This window comes from Iodobacter arcticus (assembly GCF_042664895.1).
Taxonomy (GTDB): Bacteria; Pseudomonadota; Gammaproteobacteria; order Burkholderiales; family Chitinibacteraceae; genus Iodobacter; species Iodobacter arcticus.
Genome location: NZ_JBHTBQ010000033.1, coordinates 14,235 through 33,971 on the forward strand (window position 1 = coordinate 14,235; position 19,737 = coordinate 33,971).

Consider the following 19,737-nt stretch of genomic DNA (forward strand, 5'->3'; position numbering starts at 1 on the left):
GGCGGCGTTATCGCGGCCTACCGGTATTTATAAGGAATAAATAGCATGCGTATCGCAACGACCACCATTTATAAGCAGGGTGCTGCGGAGTTGCAGCGGCATCAGAGCGTGCAAGCAAAGTTGCAAAATCAATTGTCAACCGGGCGGCGTGTGCTGACACCGGCTGATGATCCTATTTCATCGGCAAAAGCCTTGGACGTGATGCAAGCCAAAGAGCTGAATGATCAATATGCCGTGAATAGTAAAACGGCCGATTCAGCCATGCGCTTGTCTGAAGCCACCATGCAGCAAGTGACCGAGTTATTGCATGATATTTATTCTCTGGCGGTGAAAGCGGGCAATCCTTCGCAAACCGTTGCAGAAAAAAAGCTGCTTGATGCAGAGTTGCAGGGTCAGTACAAGCAAATGATAAGCCTTGCCAATGCAACCGATGGCACGGGCTCTTATCTTTACTCCGGTTTTAAGGGCACAACACAGCCTTTTACTGAAACATCATTTGGCAATGTGCAATATTTTGGGGACGACGGGCAGCGTCAGATGCAAATTTCTGGCTCCCGGCAGATTCCTGTGTCTGAATCGGGCTATCAGATTTTCCAGGCAGCCCGCACAGGTAATGGTAGTTTTGTGAGCTCGGCAAATGGCGTCGCGCCTGGCAATAGCGGTAGCGGCGTGATTAGCCCCGGCGAAGTGGTTGATTTAACCAAGTGGAATGACCCCACTCATTCGCAAAAATTTAAAGTTGAATTTCAATCCGTGAATGATCCGGCTAATCCGGGTAAGCCACTGATTAGTTATGATTTAATTGATAATCAGCCTTTTCTTGCGGATGGCGTAACGGCGAATACTAATTTTAATAAATCCATTGTGGATGGCTACGATTACACCGCTGTGCCTGTCAGACCGGCTATTCCCGGTACGCTGAATAATTACCCCCGTGCCTATTTGCCAGGCGGAGATATTGAATTTAAAAAAATTGCGAGTGATCCTATTGCAATGCCTGCATGGGATTACGGTATTAAGATGAATGTTACTGGTAAACCCAGTGTGGTGATTGGCGCGCTGGGTAGCAATGCTACGCCAACCGGATCGGTGTCTAGCAGTACTTTGGATTCATTTAATATTGATCCTAGCCGTAATAATGGCGATATTTTCCAAACCATGAAGGTGTTTTCTGATGCTTTGAATGCGTATCAGACTAGCCCAACAGGGATGGCTAATTTTCAGAATCAGCTGAATTCTGTTTTGCAAAATACCAGCAATGTGCTGACTAATGTGTTGTCTTCTCAAGGAAGTATGGGGGCGCGTATGGCTGAAACGCAGTCGGTGCAAAACACCAATGGCGATCTTAAAGTGCAGTACGGGCAAACATTATCCGGCTTGCAGGATTTGGATTATGCCGAGGCGCTGAGCGATTTCTCCCTTACCCAGACGCTGCTCGAGGCTTCACGCAAATCTTTTTCACAAGTGCAAGGCTTGAGCTTATTTCAGTACATTAGTTAATCAGTGAAGGCGAGGCAGGTGTGCCTCGCCTATTCTGAGGCTGCCCGATTATCCCCGTAGACACCTCGCCACTGACTCCCTGTATCATCTGGCCTATGGCTAAAATCCGATCTTCTTTTATTTGTCAGCTCTGTGGTTCTGCTTCTCCCAAATGGCAAGGGCAATGCCCCGGCTGCGGCGAGTGGAATACCCTGCAAGAGGGCGTGGCAGAGACCGCGCCCGCTACTCGCTTTCAGTCTTTGGCGGCTGATGGCGCAATTCACCAGCTCATTGATGTAGAAGCCGCAGAAATCCCCCGAATTGCAACGGGCATGGCCGAGCTTGATCGTGTATTGGGTGGCGGCTTGGTGCCCGGTGGCGTGGTGCTGATTGGGGGTGACCCCGGTATTGGTAAATCAACGCTCTTACTGCAAGCGATGACTTTGCTTGCGGCTGAACGGCCGGTTTTGTATGTGTCGGGTGAAGAATCCCCACAACAAATAGCCCTGCGTGCCAAACGTTTGGGTTTGCCTGCCGGTAAAGTAGCGCTTTATGCTGAAATTGGCTTGGAAAAAATTCTGCTTGCGCTCGAAAAAGTCGGTCCGCAAGTTGCGGTGATTGACTCGATTCAAACGGTTTATTCCGAGGCGCTGACTTCTGCTCCGGGTAGCGTGGCGCAGGTGAGGGAATGTGCTGCGCAGCTCACACGCTATGCCAAGCGCACAGGTACAACCATCTTTTTGGTGGGGCATGTCACGAAAGACGGTGCCATTGCCGGGCCGCGTGTGCTTGAGCATATTGTCGATGCGGTGCTTTATTTTGAAGGTGATACGCACTCCAGTTTTAGACTGATTCGTGCGATAAAAAATCGATTTGGCGCGGTGAACGAGTTAGGCGTGTTTGCAATGACCGATAAAGGCCTGCGCGAAGTGTCTAATCCTTCTGCTCTATTTTTGTCGCAGCATAAGGAGCCCGTGCCGGGAAGCTGCGTCTTGGTGACGCAAGAGGGTACACGGCCCTTGCTGGTGGAGATTCAGGCGCTTGTGGATGATTCACACTCGCCTCAGCCTAAGCGTTTGGCGGTGGGGGTTGAGCAAAATCGTTTAGCCTTGCTGCTGGCGGTATTACATCGCCACGCAGGGATCGCTGCATTTGATCAGGATGTATTTATTAATGCGGTGGGCGGCGTGCGGATTGCCGAGCCTGCGGCAGACTTAGCGGTTTTATTAGCGATTGTGTCTTCTTTAAAAAACCGCCCGCTACCAGAAAAATTAGTCGTATTTGGTGAGGTCGGGCTGGCAGGCGAAGTGAGGCCGGTGCAAAGGGGGCAGGAGCGTTTGCGTGAGGCGGCTAAGCTGGGGTTTACCCACGCGATCGTGCCTAAAGGCAATCGCCCTCGGCAAAATATTGAGGGCATGACGGTGACGCTGGTTGAGCGTTTAGACGAGGCGGTTAGCGCAGCACTGTAAGTTTTCTAGTACAATGGGCTTGAAAAAGATCAGCTCGCCCACATCAATTAAACATTGCTGGCTACTTCTTCCTTCGTCTAGGATTCGATGAGTCTAGTCTTTGAATGAACCCCATTCCCCCCATGCTGGAGATTTTAATATGAGTGAACATATCGCGCAGGTTACAGATGCCACGTTTGATGCTGAAGTATTACAAGCGCAAGGCCCTGTTTTGGTTGATTATTGGGCTGAATGGTGCGGCCCGTGCAAAATGATTACTCCTATTTTGGAAGAAGTAGGCGCTGAATATGCAGGTCGCCTGAAAGTGACTAAGCTTAATATTGATGAAAACCAAGCCACTCCGCCTAAATACGGCATTCGCGGCATCCCAACACTGATGTTGTTTGTGGGCGGTGAAGTGAAGGCAACAAAGGTAGGCGCGTTGTCAAAATCGCAACTCACTGCATTTCTTGATAGTAATATTTGACAGCACTAAGTAAACCCATATAGGCTTATGGGTATTCAACTGGGCCAGCCGGATATTCTTTTCGGCCCGCCCAGTATATTAAATTCTATTTTTCCCTTCCTGATTTACTCAAGCGCGCCCTCCCTATGCACCTGTCTGATTTAAAACACCTCCACGTTTCCGAACTTGTTGATATGGCTACGTCTTGCGAAATCGACGGTGCAAACCGGCTACGTAAGCAAGATCTTGTTTTTGCCATTCTGAAAACAAAAGCCAAGAAAGGCGAGAGCATTTACGGCGATGGAACGCTGGAAGTGTTGCCCGATGGTTTTGGTTTTTTGCGAAGCCCGGATACTTCTTATCTGGCTGGCCCTGATGATATTTATGTCAGTCCAAGCCAAATTCGTCGCTTTAATCTGCATACGGGGGACACCATCGATGGCGAAATTCGTACGCCTAAAGATGGCGAGCGCTACTTTGCGCTGGTTAAAGTCGATAAGGTCAATGGCGAGTCGCCAGAAAACGCCAAGCATAAAATCTTATTCGAAAACTTAACGCCACTATTTCCGAATAAGCGTTTGCATCTTGAGCGTGATATTCGCGCCGAAGAAAACGTCACTGGCCGCATCATTGATTTGATCGCCCCTATCGGTAAAGGCCAGCGCGCACTGTTAGTTGCGCCGCCCAAAACCGGTAAAACCGTGATGTTGCAGCATATTGCCCATGCGATTAGTGCCAATCACCCGGAAGTGATGCTGATTGTGCTCTTGATTGACGAGCGCCCTGAAGAAGTAACCGAAATGCAGCGCTCAGTGAAGGGCGAAGTGGTTTCTTCTACTTTTGATGAGCCAGCAACTCGCCACGTACAAGTAGCTGAGATGGTGATCGAAAAAGCCAAGCGCCTAGTTGAGCACAAAAAAGATGTAGTGATTTTGCTGGATTCGATTACCCGTCTGGCCCGCGCCTACAACACCGTCGTGCCGGCCTCAGGCAAGGTACTGACGGGTGGTGTGGATGCGAACGCATTGCAGCGTCCTAAACGCTTCTTTGGTGCCGCACGTAATATTGAAGAAGGCGGTAGCTTAACGATTATTGCTACGGCATTGATCGATACCGGCAGCCGAATGGATGATGTGATTTACGAAGAATTCAAGGGTACGGGTAACAACGAAATCCACCTTGATCGTCGGATGGCAGAAAAGCGCACTTATCCAGCACTCAATGTAAATCGTTCAGGTACGCGCCGTGAAGAATTGCTGATTCAGCAAGATCAATTACAAAAGATTTGGGTTCTGCGCAAATTACTTTATCCAATGGATGATTTGGATGCGATGGAATTCCTATTAGATAAAATCAAAGGCACCAAGAATAATATGGATTTCTTTGATTCGATGCGTCGATAAATACCTAGCAGCCCATTGGACTTAGCATCAGTCGGCTGCAAAATCACCTGATCGGCCCATATTTCACCGTATTTTTGACCAATAACTCGTTATTGGCACTGCAAATCCGGCAAAATCTGGTCTCGATCAAGCGATTTTTCGCTTCGACCACCTAAGTCCAGCAGGCTGCTACAGCGCAGCTTGTTCAAACTGCGCTTTTGTGCGATGATCTCGTTTTTATGGCTAGTGTTGGCACAACCCCAGCACGCTAACAAATAAAGGGAAGTAAAATGAAAGATGGTATTCACCCAGAATATAAAGACGTTGTATTTCATGACACAGCGGCTGATTTCAAATTTATGAGTCGTTCTACTCTGACAGCTAAACAAACTATCGTTTGGACTGACGGCAAAGAGTACCCACTGGTTAAGCTGGATATTTCTTCGGAATCGCACCCATTCTACACCGGCAAACAAAAGATCGTGGACACTGCTGGTCGTATCGACAAGTTCCGTCAAAAATACAGCATGTACGGCAGCAAGGAATAATTGTTCCTGCGCAGTATCTGAAAAAGGCAGCCGCGCGCTGCCTTTTTTGCATTTAAAAGTCGTCTTTAAAAATCCAATACCCGCTATTGGATTCCTGCAGGCCTTGGGCAAATACCATGTTGACTTATATTCCTTCTATCGAGCGCGAACCGCTGGCTGCAGGCACCGAAAAGCCTTGGCTATTGTTGCTTCTTTGCTTGGTCTGGTTGCTACCAGGCCTGATTGGTCATGATCCTTGGAAGCCGGATGAGGTTGAAACGGCGGCAGTGATTCAACAGTTTATGCATGGGGCTTATTGGTCGGTACCACAGTTTGCCGGTCAGCCTTATTTAGAGCATGCCCCTTTGTATTATTGGAGCGCTGCCTTATTGGCCTGGCCTTTGCAAAAGCTGGGTATGGCAGTGCACGATGCGGCCCGTTTAACGACGGGCATTTGGATGGCGCTCGGTTTATGGGGCGTGGGGATGGCAGGCCGAGAGCTGTATGGCCGCCGCTTTGGCCGTGTGGCAGTGATTACCCTGATTGGCTGCATTGGTTTGATTATCTGGGGCCATCATCTGTCCCCGCAAGTGTTAGTGCTGGCCGGTTTTTCATGGCATATTTATGCGCTTGCCTACGCACTCCGCCAGCCGCTAAGTGCTGGGTTTGTGTTGGGAGTCGCTTGGCTGTTATTGCTTCTGGGCGGGAACTGGGCTGAGTTTATTCTGGCATTTGCATCGGCTTTGCTGCTGTTTCTATTTAAGCCTTGGCGAAATACTTCTTATGGCGTGAGTTTACTATCTGCTTTGGTGATCGCTGTTCCGCTGAGTGCAATCTGGCCTATCGATCTTTATCAGCATGCCCGCCCGGTTTTTGATTTATGGATTAATCAATATGCTTTAGGGCCATTTGGCGGGCTGGCTGATTTTAAAGCGTTTCATGCTTTTGGCTTTTTCTCATCCATCGTATTGTGGTTTGCTTGGCCAGCTTTGCCTCTGGCAATTTGGGGTTTATGGGCAAATCGTCGCCAGCTGATTCAGCCAAAGATGCTATTGCCTAGCGTGTTGCTACTATTGCATGTGCTTTGGTTTGTGATGGCAGGTGATGCGCGTGAATCGCATGCGCTGATTGTTTTACTGCCTTTATCGATTCTGGCCGCCAGCGGAGTAGATGATCTGCGCCGAGGTGCAGCTCAGGCGCTCAATTGGTTTGGCATGATGACCTTTGGCCTGTTTACGGGCCTGCTCTGGCTGGGTTGGCTGGCTGTGCATATCGGAGTGCCTACTGGAATGGCAAGAACGCTGCGTGAGGCAAGCCCGGCGTATATTGCGCAGTGGGATTACTTAGGTTTGGTTTTTGCGTTGTGCTTAACGATCATCTGGTGCTTTGTGATTGCACGTAAACGCCCGCCAGGGCGCTTGGCGGTGACGAACTGGGCGTGTGGTGTGGCTTTGGTTTGGGGCGTGCTGATTAGCTTGTGGCAGCCTTGGCTGGATGCTCAAAAAAGTTATCGGGCGGTTTCTTATTCTTTGCGTGATGCCATGCAAGAGCGCAAGGATTGTATCGATGGGCGCAATATTCCTTCAGCTCCTCTTGCTTCATTTGAGTATTTTGCCGGGATTACTCTGAAGCAGGGGGCTAAAGCGGAGTTGTGTTCTTTACGGATGACCATTGGTGGCGAGCCACTGGGCAGCACGGTGCTATGGCGTGGCAATCGCGCGGGGGAGCATAAAGAGTCTTTTGCTTTGATTACGGTGCAATAAGCAAAAAAGGATCGCTTACATAAGTAAGCGATCCTTTAGATGTTTTATTTTTAGAGTGATGATTGTTTTTTTGTGTTGTTCTCAATTCTTTTTTCGTGTGCTGCTGTTTCTTCGATCACTTTGCGCCGAACGTAGAAAAAAATATACGCGGCCATTCCCAGAATAAATAGAATAGTAAATAAGCTTAATAAGCCAATATCAGAAGTAAACAGCGCTTGCAGAGGTGTGTTTTCCATGATGATCACCATGTATTTATATAATGCTATATAAATACAAAGCGTTGCTCTGAGCATTGATGAAAATCAAGCTTTGTATGTCTTTATCATTTTTTGTGCTTATTCGGCGATTTTGCTGTAAATAACCGTCTGATTTCTACCCTCGTTTTTTGCCTGATAAAGTGCCAGATCTGCACGCTTAAGGATGCGATCAAGTTTATCATCGTCGGCGCAGAGTATGCTTAGTCCAATACTGGCAGTGAATTGCAGCGTTTGCTCGTTTGCTAATGAAATACGCTGTGCTTCAATGCGCTGACGCAAGCGCTCTGCAACCGGATAGCCTTTTTCTAAATCCGTTTCGGGTAATAAAATGGCAAATTCCTCACCGCCAATACGACCAATAATATCGATATCCCGTAATGTGGTGCGACAAAGCTCGGCCAGGCTTTGAATCGCTTTATCACCAATATCATGCCCCCAGTTATCATTAATACGCTTGAAGTGATCAATGTCGAGCATGATCACAATCAGTGGCTGCTGATTACGTTTGGCACGTGCAATTTCATGATTTGCGCGTTCGGTAAAATAAGCACGATTAAATAAGCCAGATAAGCTATCAATTGTGGCTTTATGTTGCAGATCGGCTTCCAGTTGTTTTTTGCTGGTGATATCGCTGATACCAATCATAAGCGTCGTGATTTGGTTGGTTTCGTGCATAGACATTGAAAGATTACCCCAAAACGGTTGGCCATCTTTACGTTGCAGCATTACTTCAATATTGTGCTGGCATTGCCCTTGTTGAATTTTTTGAACTTGCTCCATAAACATGGGTTTGGATTTATATAATTCAAAAGCGCGTTGCGATAAAGCGCCTGCCTGTGTTTGGTCAAATAATTCTGCGGCCTGATGATTGATATAAGTAATAAAGTAATCCGGCATACGGGCAAGCACAATGGCCACAGGACTGGTTTCAATCATTTGCCTGAAACGTGCCTCGCTTGCATTTAAGTGTTTTTCTTTTTTATGCAGATTTTGAGTTAAACGATGTGATCGCCAAAAGAAATAACACATTAGCAAAGCCATAATCAGTAGCGTTCCACCACCTAGTAAGTAATACAGGGTGTTGTTTCGCCAACGTAATAAATAATCGTCAGATGAGGCATTCACAATCACAATAAAAGGCGTTTCTTTTATTAAATGATAGCTGCTGATGCTTTGGGTGGGACTGATGTGGTTAACTAATATTTTACTTTCTTTACCTGCGAGCAAATCTTTGATGCCTGCCTCGTCTAAGGGTAAGGCGAGCGCATTGGGTGGGTATTTTGCAAGGATGTTTTTATTCTGATCGATGAGCTGAATGCTGCCGTGCTTGCCTAAAGGAAGCGCACTTAATAAACCATCTAAATAGCTGCGGGTCATGCTGGCGACAATTAATCCGGAAAATTCAGCAGTCAACGATTCAACCCGCCTGGCAACAACAATGCCTGTATTCTGACTATGGCTGGCAAGGCGAGCATAAATTCGCTCTTGATAGCGATTGTTACGAATCAGCTGAAAATAAGCATCGTCCATTAATTGCCCGTGGCCGGGTGTATCTAGCGCACGATGGGTGATACTGCTATTGCTGCTCACGAGGACGATATTGTCCGCTTGGTGCACTTGAAGCAGTTTATCTAATAAAATATTTTGTAATTCTGCATTGCGGCTGTCGCCTTGCTCTGCATTCAGAAGGTCTTGAGGGCTGATCCGATCGCTTAAATCTTTAAGAACAATATCTATTTCTCTTAATGCACTGCTGATTTGATTGGCTACTTCGCTGGATTGGTGAGTCACGTTCAAACGGGTGCGTTGCACCTCAATCCTGTAAGAGCTATTGACTTGATAGGCAAGAATAAAAATCATCCCCAGGCCAAAAAGCATGGCAAGCAGGGTGATAAAAGCAGATTGGCGAGTGGTCCAGTTCATGGCGTGGGCGGCAACGATCTGCCGCCCTAATCCTCAATGATTAGTCGCGGAAGTTTTGGTACTGTAATGGAAAATCAGTAATTGATTTACGCATTAATGCGATGACTTCTTGCAAAATATCACGCTTGGCACCCGTTACACGCACGGTATCACCTTGAATGGCGGTTTGCACTTTTAGCTTTTCATCTTTAATCAGTTTGATGATTTTTTTTGCTAAGTCTTGATCAATCCCAGCCTTGATTTTCATTTCTAGCTTTACTTTGTTACCAGATATTTTTTGTATTTCGCCGCTTTCTAAGCGCTTACTGCTATCGGCTTCTTTTTTCTCTAAGGCTGGAAATAAAATATCTTTAATCTGATCGAGCTGCGCATTGGAATCGCCATGCAGGGTAATGGTTTCGTCTTTTTCGTTTAAATCGACTTTGGCGCTGGTTCCTTTAAAATCAAAGCGATTATTGATCACACGATCAACCGCATCAATCGCATTTTTGAGGGCAACCATATCGAGTTCGGAGCTAATGTCGAAAGAAGGCACAGGCTTCTCCTTTTTGTAAGTAGTTAATTAAATCTGTTTGGTGTTTTGTGGTTTAAGCAAAATGACAAACATAATGCAGTGTTTCCAGTGTTTCAATGCTAAAGCTAGAGTTGGCTGGCACATTAAAGCTTTGACCTGCAGTATAGGGGGTAGCCTCTGATTCACCGGCTAGTTTTACATGGCAAAGGCCCGCAACGATTTCCATGATTTCTGCTGCCCCAGTATTAAAGGTTAAAGCCGATGGCAAAATAACGCCGACCGTTTTCTTTTCACCACTGGCTAAAATCAGTGTGTGCGATACACATAGGCCGTCGAAATAAACATTGCCTTGCTTGAGTACAGATACATTATCAAATTGTGACATAGAGAATTCTCTTTATTTTTGAATGACTTCGGTGAGCACTGTCTTAATAATAAAGCCGAATACGCCAAACCCTAGCGTAAAAAATAAAACCAAGGAACCGTATTTTCCTGCTTTAGAATCTGCGGCTAAGCGATAAATGATAAAGCCCATATAAATGATGAGGCCGGTACAGAGGATAGACACCGATAACGTGGTGAATGTTTCCTCAGACATATTTTGAAGCGCCTCAAGCATGATGGTTTCCTTTGACGAACAAAGCCGGCTCGAAGCCGGCTTTGTAAAATAGCGATAAGCTTACTTACGTAGTTTGGCGGCAATTCTCATGCGCAGTGCATTGAGTTTAATAAAGCCTGCTGCATCTGCTTGATTATAAGCCCCGCCGTCGTCTTCAAAGGTGGCAATGTTGGCATCAAACAGTGATTCTTTAGAATCACGGCCCACCACAATGACATTCCCTTTGTAGAGCTTGACGCGTACCCAGCCATTTACATGGGTTTGACTTGCATCAATCATGCTTTGCAGCATCAGGCGCTCTGGTGCCCACCAGTAGCCGTTGTAAATCAGGCTGGCGTATTTAGGCATCAGTTCGTCTTTAAGGTGAGCCACTTCCCGATCAAGGCAGATTGATTCAATGGCGCGGTGCGCCTTGAGCATAATCGTGCCACCTGGGGTTTCGTAGCAGCCACGGCTCTTCATGCCTACAAAGCGGTTTTCGACCAGATCAAGACGGCCAATGCCGTGCTTGCCACCGAGTTTATTCAGCGTGGTTAATATGGTGGCAGGGCTCATCTTCACGCCGTTAATGCCGACGATATCGCCTTGCTCGTATTCAAGCTCTACATACTCAGCCGCGTCCGGTGCTTTTTCCGGGCTAACCGACCATAACCACATGTCTTCTTCTGGCTCGGCAGCTGGGTCTTCCAGTGCTTGGCCCTCGTAAGAGATATGCAGCAGATTGGCATCCATTGAGTAAGGGCTGCCGCCATTTTTTTTCTTGGCAATATCCATGCCGTGTTTTTCAGCGTAATCAAGCAGCTTTTCACGGCTGTTTAAATCCCACTCACGCCACGGTGCAATCACTTTAATATCTGGGCGCAGGGCGTAATAGCCTAGCTCGAAGCGAACTTGATCGTTGCCCTTGCCTGTGGCTCCGTGGCTAACGGCATCTGCGCCGGTTAAATTAGCAATTTCAATTTGACGCTTAGCAATCAGCGGGCGGGCAATGGACGTGCCCAGCAGGTATTCACCTTCGTAAACCGTGTTTGCGCGGAACATGGGGAATACAAAGTCACGCACAAATTCTTCGCGTAAATCATCAATAAAAATATTTTCTGGCTGAATGCCAAACTGCACCGCTTTTTGGCGAGCTGGCTCAAGCTCTTCGCCTTGGCCCAGGTCTGCGGTAAATGTCACCACTTCGCATTGATATGTATCTTGCAACCACTTCAGAATTACCGAGGTATCGAGGCCACCGGAGTAGGCAAGAACCGCTTTTTTTACATCAGACATGAGAACTCCAAGAAGGGAGAAAGGCAAGGATTAGTGAATAAGAGCAAGCCGCGCACCAAAACTGATGAAAAGTACACCGGTCAGGCGAGCCAGCCAGCGGCCCAGCCACTGTTTGCCTGCTAGCCGCCGAGAAAGGCCAGCGCCAGCAAAAATTAAAAAGGTCAGATAAGCCAAACTTACGGCTTGTACGATCATGCCAAGTACTACAAACGTCAATGGAACCCGATCATAAGTTGGATCCACAAACTGGGGGAAGAATGCCATAAAAAATAATATAGCTTTCACATTAACCAGTGAAATTGAGAGTGCCTGCTTAAAAATATGACTAGATGGCACTTCAATAGGGGTACTGCTTGTTGCTTGCGGTTTGGCAAGCAGCATTTTTAAACCCATCCAAGCTAAGTATGCCGCACCTGCATAACGAACCATATCAAAGGCTGCCGGGTGAGTGCGCATTAAAGAAGCAACACCAACGCTGGCTAATAGCATCAGGATAAAGTCACCCGTTACAATGCCTGCCGCAGCGGCATAGCCTGCACGCACGCCTTGTTTGGCTGCAACAGAAAGTGCAAAAATGGAATTGGGTCCCGGCAATAAGATAATAAAAATAGTGCCGAGTAAATAGCTGCTTAAATCGGTAATGCCAAACATTAAGGGTGATCCTGTATCACGGGGCTGGAAATAAGCAATGTGTGCCCATTTCTGGGTAGTTAGCTATTTAATCCTCTACTTTACCGAGTAATAGGTATTCAATCACTGCTTTTTGTGTGTGCATACGATTTTCTGCTTCATCCCAGACTACCGATTGTGGGCCATCGATCACTTCCGGGTCGACTTCTTCGCCGCGATGCGCAGGTAGGCAGTGCATAAACATCGCGTTTGCCTTGGCTTGCAGCATCACTTTTTCGCTGACTTTATAGTGCAAAAAGTCTTTTCGGCGTTGCAGGGTTTCGCGCTCAAACCCCATTGAGGTGCAAACGTCGGTGCTGACGATATCGGCATCTCTGGCCGCTTGGTACGGATCATAAAAGGTTTCGAAATGGTCAATGCCGTATTTCTGGCCGTCTAAAACCGTCATTTCATAGCCGCGCGGGCAGGCTTGATTGAGTTTGAAGTTAAAAATCTTTGCTGCTTGCAGCCAGGTGCGGGAGATATTGTTGCTGTCCCCAATCCAGGCTACAGTTTTGCCTTCGATCGAGCCATTTTTTTCGATATAGGTAAAAATATCGGCCAGAATCTGGCATGGATGATACTCATTGGTCAGCCCGTTAATCACGGGCACTAATGAATTATCGGCAAAGCGTTCAACAATGCTTTGCTCAAAAGTGCGAACCATCACGATATTGGTCATGCGGCTAATCACTTTAGCCACATCTTCGATCGGCTCGCCACGGCCTAACTGGGTGTCTTTGGATTGCAAAAACATGGCATGGCCGCCGAATTGCGCCATACCCGCTTCAAAAGAAACACGGGTACGGGTGGATGATTTTTCAAAAATCATGGCCAAAACTTTACCGATCAGGGGCTGATAAAGTTCGCCTGCAGCTAGTTTTGCTTTAAGAATGGCGGCGCGTTTGAATAAGTAATCGTATTCTTCGCGGGTGAAATCAGTGAATTGCAGATAATGGCGCATAGGGAACAGTCCGAATGGGCTGCCGCTTCAAGAAAGATAAATCTCAGTGCGCTCAAAGCTCTGATCCACTGTGCTCCGCACAATTTCTTACAGGTTTTCGACGCTACACCATGATTTTTTACGCAGACTAGGCTGCTTTCATTTTTGAAACGGGTTGAGCCACTTTGAGAAAAAACAACCATTATTCAACCGTTTGCAGGCGGCTGGCAAGCTTTGTCAGCGTCTTATTGTTTTATTCGTGGTGTCTGATCTGCAAGTGTTTGAGAATTTCTAAGGCAGCAGTTTGGCCTGCGATGGTATAATCTGGAGGATATTCCACCATTAAATACGCTGTTGTTAAAATGATCTGCAATCCATACGAAATCATTATTCAGGGCATTACCAGTAATGGGCGTGAATTTCGGCCCAGCGACTGGGCCGATCGCTTGTCTGGCATCTTAAGCACATTTGGCGTTGATCAAAAGCTTTCTTACGCCCCTTTTGTTCGCCCTATGGTGCACGACAATGTTCGTTGTGTGGCTGTGGACAAACAGCTTGAAAAAATCGATCCGCGTGTCTTCGAATTCCTCATGACCTTTGCCCGCGACAATGATTTACGCATTGTTGATTGCCGCTCCCTGCTGAGTGAGCATTACGCGGATAAACCCGCAGAATAAACGCGATTGTGACAGCCAGACCTTGTCTGGCTGCATCTTCCTTGCGCGCTTTCTTTCCTTTGATGCCGATCTTTGCATGTTTTGCTGCGGCTATTGGCTTGTTTGATGCACTAAAAATAGTATGAATCTTTTGATTCCTGTGATGATTGGCTTGTTGCGTTGCACCAAGAGCGTCTATGCTGAATTAATTGCTTGTTTGCTGTTGATTAATCAGTCAGTTAGCAAGATTGCCTGATGATCTAACTGGCTCCGGGCACGGCCATTTTCAATTGATATGAAAGGTGTGTTATGAGACTGAAAGATAAAGTTGCGATTATCACAGGTTCCGCCAGCGGAATTGGCCAGGCCACAGCGATTAAGTTTGCCGCAGAGGGCGCTAAAGTGGTGGTGTGTGATGTGAACCAGAGCGGTATTGATGCCGTCGTTTCTAGCCTTGTACAAAGCGGCGCAGTGGCGGTAGGGCATGTGGTGGACGTGACCAATAAAACCCAGATTGCCGAAATGGTGGCGGCGGTTAAGGCGCAATTTGGCCGCATCGATGTGCTGGTGAATAACGCCGGTATTGTGCAAGACGCACAACTGATCAAAATGACCGAAGATCAGTTTGATCGCGTGATCGATATTAATCTGAAAGGCGTTTACAACTGCGCCCGCGCTGTGGTCGATACCATGGTAGAGCAGGGCAGTGGTGTGATTTTAAATGCCTCATCGGTAGTGGGCGTGTACGGCAATTTTGGCCAGACTAATTACGCAGCGGCTAAATTTGGGGTGATTGGCTTTGTTAAAACATGGGCTAAAGAGCTGGGTAAGAAAGGTATTCGTGCTAATGCCGTTTGCCCCGGCTTTGTAGCAACACCGATCCTGAAAGCCATGCCAGAAAAAGTGATTCAAGATATGGAAGCGCGTGTGCCCATGAAGCGCATGGCCCGACCAGAAGAAATTGCCAATGTGTATGCATTTTTAGCTAGCGATGAAGCGAGCTATATTAACGGTGCAGCGATTGAAGTGACGGGTGGGTTGACGTTGTAAGGTTGGAAAAACCTACGTTCTGTAGGCACAGAGCTAAAGGGAGAACACAGAGGACACAGAGAAAACCTAATGTTGGTTTTCTTCGTGTCCTCTCTTTATTTGCCCCTGTAATAACGTAGGGTGGGTTAGGTCGCTCTTGATGGATATTGCTTCGCTGATCTTATTCGGCCGTAACCCACCATGGCACTGCGCTGCGGCGCGTTACGGCCAAGACACGGTAGCGCTCATATTCAGTGCATCGTTTGGCCTAACCCACCCTACGGGATCTGTATCTACGGAGTTAGGGTGTGTTTTACCCCAGCGTTTTTCCACTGAGCTTTTTAACCACCATCATCAGCTCATCAATCGCCGCGTCCCCTTCTCCTTCTTTAATTGCCTTTGCCACACAGCCGTGAGCATGGTTTTCTAAGAGTTGCATGGCGACTGAATCTATGGCTGATTTAATGGCCGAGATTTGCGTCAGTACATCCACGCAGTATCTATCCTCATCGACCATTTTAATCACGCCACGTACCTGGCCTTCAATACGATTGAGGCGGGAAAGCAGCTTTTGCTTGCCCGGCTGAACCACTTTTGGCCCTTCATCTGGGCAGCAATCAGACAAGCTCAAAGCCCGCTCCTTCAATCGCGTCACTCAGGGAGTCAGTCGAAGTAAGGACGGCGTTGTGATCTACTTTAGCGATGCCGCTTTCTAAATCAATCGCCACATGGCTCACGCCGGGTAGGGCGCTTAACACGCTGGTTAAAGTACGTACACAACCCATACAAGTCATGCCTTCGATTTTAAGGGTGCTGTGTTCCATTTGTTGCTCCTTTAAATGTATAAAAAAATGTAGGGCGGGTTAGGCCGCTCTTGATGCTCATTAAAGACGCTGATTTATTTCGGTCGTAACCCGCCGTGAAACTGAGTAAAACCCAAATATTGAATCACAGAGAGCACGGAGGACACAGAGTTCCACAGAGAAAACCTAAGGCTCTTAAAAGCTCACGCATCCATGCCCTGCCCATCGTGTGGGCACGACGGTGTATCCTTACATGAGCTGCTTTTCTCCGTGTAACTCCGTGATCTCTGTGTCCTCCGTGTTTTAAGAGGTGGGTTTTTGTTCTGAAACCCCTTCACTTCTCCACCGCCTCAGTAATAGTGAGTTACTCACTACCGAAACCGAGCTCAGCGCCATGGCCGCTCCGGCCAGTACCGGGTTAAGCAGGCCGATGGCCGCCAGCGGTATGCCAAGCGTGTTATAGAAAAACGCGAAGAATAGATTCTGGCGGATTTTCTTGATGGTGGCGCGGGATAGTGCAATCGCGTCGCTCACCGCTAGTAAGTCGTTATGCAGCAGGGTGATGTCGGCGGCTTCGATCGCCACATCGCTACCTGCTCCCATCGCAAAGCTCACTGCTGCAACGGCGAGTGCGGGGGCGTCGTTTACACCATCACCGACCATGGCTACAACTTTAGTTTGCTGCTGGATAAACGCCGCTTTGTCTTGCGGGCGCATTAAGGCCTGATGCTGGCGGATGCCACTGGCCTTGGCAATGGCGGCAGCGGTGGCAGGCTGATCGCCAGTCAGCATCACCACTTCAATGCCCATTGCCTGCAAGCGTTTAACGGCTTCTATCGAGCTGGCTCGCAGTGTATCGGCCAGTGCTAATTGCCCCAGCAGGATGCCATTCTTGGCGATACTGACCAAGGTATGTGGCTGGGTATTTTTCTCAGGCATTTCGCCTGCCCAGCTTGGAATGCCGACCTTGATTTCACTGCCGTCACCGAGCTTACCCATCACGCCTTGCCCCGGTACAGCTACAAAGTCACTGATAGGCAGTAGAGGTAGGATATTGGCGGCCAAGATGGCGTGGGCTAATGGGTGTTCCGATCCTTGCTCCAAACTGGCAGCCAGCTGCAGCAATTCATCTTTGGAGATGCCACTCTGTAAACTGATGATCTCTACCACCTTGGCTTGCCCAGTGGTGAGTGTGCCGGTTTTATCGACCACCAGCATTTCAATCTTGCCTGCATGCTCTAGCGCTGTGGCATTTCTAAATAAAATCCCCTGCTGCGCCGCACGGCCAATCCCTACCGAGATGGCCGTGGGTGTGGCTAGCCCCAAGGCGCAAGGGCAGGCGATGACTAAGACGGCAACGGCGTGAATCAGCCCCGTAACGGCGCTATCCCAGTACCAAAAGCTGCCAAAAAATGTAAGCACGGCAATCGCCGCCACGATGGGCACAAATACACCGGAAATCTGATCAGCAAGCCGCTGGATTGGCGCTTTAGAGCCTTGGGCATGGGCCACCAGCCGTACAATTTCAGCCAGCTGTGTTTTACTACCCACGCTGCTGGCCTTGATTTTGAGCATGCCGCTGCTGTTTTTAGTGGCGGCAAAAACTTTGCTGTCGATATTTTTTTCGACTGGCAAGCTCTCACCCGTCAGCATGCTTTCATCGACCGCTGCTTGGCCTTCAATGACCACGCCATCAACGGGAATGACTTCACCGTGGCGCACAATCACAATATCGCCGGGCTTGAGTTGGTTGATGGGTAGATCAATCAGTCCTTCCGCCGTTTCTACTCTCGCTGTTTTGGGTTGAAGCTTTAACAGCTCGCTAATCGCCCCTGATGTCTTCTTTTTGGCGCGGCTTTCCAGCCATTTTCCTGCCAGTACCAGCGTAATAATCACCGCGCTGGCTTCAAAATAAACGTGCTGCTCGTGCAGGCCCAGCAGGGTAACGGCGGCAGACAGGCCGTAAGCCATGGTCGTGCCCAGCGCTACCAGCACATCCATATTTGCCCCGCCACTTTTCAGCGCAAAAAACGCCCCGCGATAAAAACGCCAGCCCAAAATAAATTGCACTGGTGTGGCGAGCAGCATTTGTAGCCAACGCGGCAATAGCTCGGCGTGCTCAAGACTAAACATGCTGGCCATCAGCGGCAGGCTAAGCAGGGCGGCGATCAGTAGCGGCCAGCGCTCGTCTTTCTCTGCAGCAGCAGGCGTGCTGGCTAGCTCGGCCGTAAACCCTGCACGGCTGATGGTGGCGATCAGCGATTCGGCGGTAATGCTGAGGTCGCTACGGTTGATATGTGCGGTTTCAGTCGCAAAATTAACCTCGGCGGCCACGCCAGTCTGACGATTGAGGATTTTCTCAATCCGCGCCGCACACGCTGCGCAGGTCATACCACCAAGACGAAGTTGGATTTCTGAAGTCATTTTTCCCCTCCTGTTGGTAATGATAATATGCCCATGTAGGGTATGTTGGAAGGGGTTTTTGGGGAGAGGACAAAATAGTGCGTTCTATGAGCGCTTGCTTAAAAAAGCTGAGTGAATGATTTAGTGGTCAAGTATTTTCAGGCACCAAGATCAGTTTTTTTGCTGCCATTTCTTGCTCGTAAATCATCGGTGGTTTGTGCCTCGGGCGGAGTGAAATCGCATGTTTTACCCCATTCTTTCGACCTGATCAGCCATTTGTATCGGATTTGACCCGTATACTTCGTGGCCTGATCGGTAGGCAGAGACCGACCCACAGCGGCGGGTCAGCAGCAATATTGTGGTTTGACCTAGATTAATTGCGTGCTAGGACAAAAATCAGCAATCTGCCCTAGGTCAGTTTTCAATCAGCGCCAACAGAATGGGTAGGAATCAGAAACATGAAAATCAGAGCTTACACACTCAATGCATTTGCGAAGACCAGTCAAGGCGGCAATCCAGCCGGAGTCGTCTTCGATGCGGACGCTTTGACTGAATCGCAAATGCATGAAATTGCCAGAATCATTGGCTTCAGCGAAACAGCCTTTTTGATGAAATCCAGTGTCGCGGACTTCAAAGTGCGTTTTTTTACGCCAACAGATGAAGTGGATCTTTGTGGGCATGCCACGATAGCAACGTTCTTTGCTCTGGCAAAGTTGGGATTCGTGCGGCCCGGCCAGTACACGCAGGAAACCAAAGCCGGGTTGATGAAAGTGGTTGTAGCCGATGATTTGTCGATCCTGATGGATCAGAAAGCCCCAAGTTTTTTTGACGTTTTAGAACCTGCTGATATTGCAGGTTCTCTGAATCTGAATGTGAATGAACTTATGGCGGGTATGCCCGTACAGATAGTGAGCACCGGCATCCGGGATATCATGGTTCCGGTCAAGTCCTTGAAAATCCTTCACGAAATGAAGCCCGACTTTGACCGAGTTGCCGACATCAGCAGGCAGCGGAACGTCGTGGGCTTTCACGTATTCACACTAGAGACTTTGAACGAAGGGATGGCCCACTGTAGAAACTTGGCACCACTTTATGGCATTCCAGAGGAATCCGCGACAGGGACGTCTAACGGTGCTCTTGCTTCATATCTGTTTCAACAGGGGCTAGTTAACTCTTTACAAGCAAAAAAAATTGTCATGGAGCAGGGCTATTCGATGGAAATGCCTTCAGAAGTCGTGGTGTCTTTGACAACGGAAGGAAATACTATTTTGCAGGTTAAGGTTGGAGGCAAGGCTTTGAATTTGACTGAGCGGGAGATTGAACTGTCCTGCTCCAAATAAAAGATAAACTGAAAACTGCCCAAGGCCTTCAATCAGCACTTTCCCCTTGGGTAGAGCAAGCTGCGTGCCCTGCTTTAATTCAAAATCTTCACTGAAGCGATCGTGGGTTAGCCACAATTCGCCTGATTCACCGCTCATGTGGGCCGCATGGGCTAAATCGATCATAAATAATTCACCTGCTTGTAAGTTAATTCTTAGATAGGTGAACATATCTTTCATTTCCTTGGCATAATCAATTCAC

The 19,737-nt window shown here is 48.1% G+C and carries 20 protein-coding genes and 1 pseudogene; 9 read left to right on the forward strand and 12 right to left on the reverse strand.

Annotated elements, in window-relative coordinates; all coding sequences use genetic code 11:
• The first annotated feature begins 45 nt into the window (after positions 1-45).
• The 6 genes from flgL (at position 46) to ACFQNF_RS14225 (ending at position 7,065) form a co-directional block, all read left to right on the forward strand.
• Positions 46-1,500 carry a flagellar hook-associated protein FlgL gene (flgL, locus tag ACFQNF_RS14200; protein WP_380188595.1) on the forward strand — a complete coding sequence of 485 codons (1,455 nt, stop codon included), beginning with the start codon at positions 46-48 and terminating at the stop codon, positions 1,498-1,500.
• A 95-nt stretch (positions 1,501-1,595) separates the two neighbouring features.
• Positions 1,596-2,948 carry a DNA repair protein RadA gene (gene radA, locus ACFQNF_RS14205; RefSeq protein WP_380188596.1) on the forward strand — a complete coding sequence of 451 codons (1,353 nt, stop codon included), beginning with the start codon at positions 1,596-1,598 and terminating at the stop codon, positions 2,946-2,948.
• A 139-nt stretch (positions 2,949-3,087) separates the two neighbouring features.
• Entirely contained in the window at positions 3,088-3,414 is a 327-nt protein-coding gene (gene trxA, locus ACFQNF_RS14210) for a thioredoxin TrxA (RefSeq protein ID WP_046351279.1), read from the forward strand.
• 125 nt (positions 3,415-3,539) lie between these two features.
• Entirely contained in the window at positions 3,540-4,796 is a 1,257-nt protein-coding gene (gene rho / locus ACFQNF_RS14215; RefSeq protein WP_046351280.1) for a transcription termination factor Rho, read from the forward strand.
• A gap of 269 nt (positions 4,797-5,065) precedes the next feature.
• Positions 5,066-5,323: a type B 50S ribosomal protein L31 gene (locus ACFQNF_RS14220; protein ID WP_380188597.1), complete on the forward strand. Its 258-nt coding sequence runs from the start codon at positions 5,066-5,068 to the stop codon at positions 5,321-5,323.
• Positions 5,324-5,439: 116 nt separating this feature from the next.
• Positions 5,440-7,065 carry an ArnT family glycosyltransferase gene (locus ACFQNF_RS14225; protein ID WP_380188598.1) on the forward strand — a complete coding sequence of 542 codons (1,626 nt, stop codon included), beginning with the start codon at positions 5,440-5,442 and terminating at the stop codon, positions 7,063-7,065.
• Between the two features lie 50 nt (positions 7,066-7,115).
• On the opposite strand, the gene ACFQNF_RS14230 is transcribed toward ACFQNF_RS14225, so the two are convergent.
• The 8 genes from ACFQNF_RS14230 to argF all read right to left on the reverse strand — a co-directional run bounded on the left by ACFQNF_RS14230 (position 7,116) and on the right by argF (position 13,286).
• Positions 7,116-7,301: a DUF3149 domain-containing protein gene (locus ACFQNF_RS14230; protein WP_380188599.1), complete on the reverse strand. Its 186-nt coding sequence runs from the start codon at positions 7,299-7,301 to the stop codon at positions 7,116-7,118.
• Between the two features lie 99 nt (positions 7,302-7,400).
• A complete protein-coding gene (locus tag ACFQNF_RS14235) occupies positions 7,401-9,245 on the reverse strand; it encodes a sensor domain-containing diguanylate cyclase (protein ID WP_380188600.1) in 1,845 nt (614 codons plus the stop codon).
• A 40-nt stretch (positions 9,246-9,285) separates the two neighbouring features.
• A complete protein-coding gene (locus ACFQNF_RS14240) occupies positions 9,286-9,780 on the reverse strand; it encodes a YajQ family cyclic di-GMP-binding protein (RefSeq protein ID WP_380188601.1) in 495 nt (164 codons plus the stop codon).
• 52 nt (positions 9,781-9,832) lie between these two features.
• Positions 9,833-10,144 (reverse strand): pyrimidine/purine nucleoside phosphorylase, encoded by a 312-nt coding sequence (ppnP, locus tag ACFQNF_RS14245; RefSeq protein ID WP_380188602.1) that lies wholly within the window; start codon positions 10,142-10,144, stop codon positions 9,833-9,835.
• A 12-nt stretch (positions 10,145-10,156) separates the two neighbouring features.
• Positions 10,157-10,378, reverse strand: coding sequence for a DUF2788 domain-containing protein (locus ACFQNF_RS14250; RefSeq protein ID WP_231743389.1), 222 nt, complete (start codon positions 10,376-10,378; stop codon positions 10,157-10,159).
• 60 nt (positions 10,379-10,438) lie between these two features.
• Entirely contained in the window at positions 10,439-11,653 is a 1,215-nt protein-coding gene (locus ACFQNF_RS14255; protein WP_380188603.1) for an argininosuccinate synthase, read from the reverse strand.
• Positions 11,654-11,683: 30 nt separating this feature from the next.
• A complete protein-coding gene (gene leuE, locus ACFQNF_RS14260) occupies positions 11,684-12,304 on the reverse strand; it encodes a leucine efflux protein LeuE (protein WP_046351288.1) in 621 nt (206 codons plus the stop codon).
• Positions 12,305-12,371: 67 nt separating this feature from the next.
• Entirely contained in the window at positions 12,372-13,286 is a 915-nt protein-coding gene (gene argF / locus ACFQNF_RS14265; protein WP_380188604.1) for an ornithine carbamoyltransferase, read from the reverse strand.
• Positions 13,287-13,627: 341 nt separating this feature from the next.
• Between argF and ACFQNF_RS14270 the strand changes: the two are divergent.
• Positions 13,628-13,915: pseudogene (locus tag ACFQNF_RS14270) on the forward strand (DUF3579 domain-containing protein); the annotation flags it as partial.
• A 315-nt stretch (positions 13,916-14,230) separates the two neighbouring features.
• A complete protein-coding gene (fabG, locus tag ACFQNF_RS14275) occupies positions 14,231-14,971 on the forward strand; it encodes a 3-oxoacyl-ACP reductase FabG (RefSeq protein WP_380188605.1) in 741 nt (246 codons plus the stop codon).
• A gap of 292 nt (positions 14,972-15,263) precedes the next feature.
• On the opposite strand, the gene ACFQNF_RS14280 is transcribed toward fabG, so the two are convergent.
• From ACFQNF_RS14280 to ACFQNF_RS14290, 3 genes are all read right to left on the reverse strand, one after another.
• Complete coding sequence (locus tag ACFQNF_RS14280; RefSeq protein ID WP_380188606.1) at positions 15,264-15,581, reverse strand: metal-sensitive transcriptional regulator; 318 nt, start codon at positions 15,579-15,581, stop codon at positions 15,264-15,266.
• Positions 15,568-15,774, reverse strand: coding sequence for a heavy-metal-associated domain-containing protein (locus tag ACFQNF_RS14285; RefSeq protein WP_380188607.1), 207 nt, complete (start codon positions 15,772-15,774; stop codon positions 15,568-15,570). Before ACFQNF_RS14285 ends, ACFQNF_RS14280 begins: the two co-directional genes overlap by 14 nt.
• Positions 15,775-16,056: 282 nt before the next feature.
• Entirely contained in the window at positions 16,057-18,177 is a 2,121-nt protein-coding gene (locus ACFQNF_RS14290; protein ID WP_380188608.1) for a heavy metal translocating P-type ATPase, read from the reverse strand.
• A gap of 437 nt (positions 18,178-18,614) precedes the next feature.
• On the opposite strand from ACFQNF_RS14290, the gene ACFQNF_RS14295 reads away from it, so the two are divergent.
• Positions 18,615-19,496: a PhzF family phenazine biosynthesis protein gene (locus tag ACFQNF_RS14295; protein ID WP_380188609.1), complete on the forward strand. Its 882-nt coding sequence runs from the start codon at positions 18,615-18,617 to the stop codon at positions 19,494-19,496.
• Here the strand turns inward: ACFQNF_RS14295 and ACFQNF_RS14300 are convergent.
• On the reverse strand, positions 19,383-19,715 hold the full coding sequence (locus ACFQNF_RS14300) for a DUF2917 domain-containing protein (protein ID WP_380188610.1): 333 nt from the start codon (positions 19,713-19,715) through the stop codon (positions 19,383-19,385). The two genes, ACFQNF_RS14295 and ACFQNF_RS14300, sit on opposite strands and share 114 nt — an antisense overlap.
• Positions 19,716-19,737 lie beyond the last annotated feature (22 nt).

Bases quoted from the DNA above. Each gene is read 5' to 3' on its own strand.
- flgL (WP_380188595.1), top strand. From the start codon at position 46: ATGCGTATCGCAACGACCACCATTTATAAGCAGGGTGCTGCGGAGTTG.
- radA (WP_380188596.1), top strand. From the start codon at position 1,596: ATGGCTAAAATCCGATCTTCTTTTATTTGTCAGCTCTGTGGTTCTGCT.
- trxA (WP_046351279.1), top strand. From the start codon at position 3,088: ATGAGTGAACATATCGCGCAGGTTACAGATGCCACGTTTGATGCTGAA.
- rho (WP_046351280.1), top strand. From the start codon at position 3,540: ATGCACCTGTCTGATTTAAAACACCTCCACGTTTCCGAACTTGTTGAT.
- ACFQNF_RS14220 (WP_380188597.1), top strand. From the start codon at position 5,066: ATGAAAGATGGTATTCACCCAGAATATAAAGACGTTGTATTTCATGAC.
- ACFQNF_RS14225 (WP_380188598.1), top strand. From the start codon at position 5,440: ATGTTGACTTATATTCCTTCTATCGAGCGCGAACCGCTGGCTGCAGGC.
- ACFQNF_RS14230 (WP_380188599.1), bottom strand. From the start codon at position 7,301: ATGGAAAACACACCTCTGCAAGCGCTGTTTACTTCTGATATTGGCTTA.
- ACFQNF_RS14235 (WP_380188600.1), bottom strand. From the start codon at position 9,245: ATGAACTGGACCACTCGCCAATCTGCTTTTATCACCCTGCTTGCCATG.
- ppnP (WP_380188602.1), bottom strand. From the start codon at position 10,144: ATGTCACAATTTGATAATGTATCTGTACTCAAGCAAGGCAATGTTTAT.
- ACFQNF_RS14250 (WP_231743389.1), bottom strand. From the start codon at position 10,378: ATGCTTGAGGCGCTTCAAAATATGTCTGAGGAAACATTCACCACGTTA.
- ACFQNF_RS14255 (WP_380188603.1), bottom strand. From the start codon at position 11,653: ATGTCTGATGTAAAAAAAGCGGTTCTTGCCTACTCCGGTGGCCTCGAT.
- leuE (WP_046351288.1), bottom strand. From the start codon at position 12,304: ATGTTTGGCATTACCGATTTAAGCAGCTATTTACTCGGCACTATTTTT.
- argF (WP_380188604.1), bottom strand. From the start codon at position 13,286: ATGCGCCATTATCTGCAATTCACTGATTTCACCCGCGAAGAATACGAT.
- fabG (WP_380188605.1), top strand. From the start codon at position 14,231: ATGAGACTGAAAGATAAAGTTGCGATTATCACAGGTTCCGCCAGCGGA.
- ACFQNF_RS14285 (WP_380188607.1), bottom strand. From the start codon at position 15,774: ATGGAACACAGCACCCTTAAAATCGAAGGCATGACTTGTATGGGTTGT.
- ACFQNF_RS14290 (WP_380188608.1), bottom strand. From the start codon at position 18,177: ATGACTTCAGAAATCCAACTTCGTCTTGGTGGTATGACCTGCGCAGCG.
- ACFQNF_RS14295 (WP_380188609.1), top strand. From the start codon at position 18,615: ATGAAAATCAGAGCTTACACACTCAATGCATTTGCGAAGACCAGTCAA.
- ACFQNF_RS14300 (WP_380188610.1), bottom strand. From the start codon at position 19,715: ATGAAAGATATGTTCACCTATCTAAGAATTAACTTACAAGCAGGTGAA.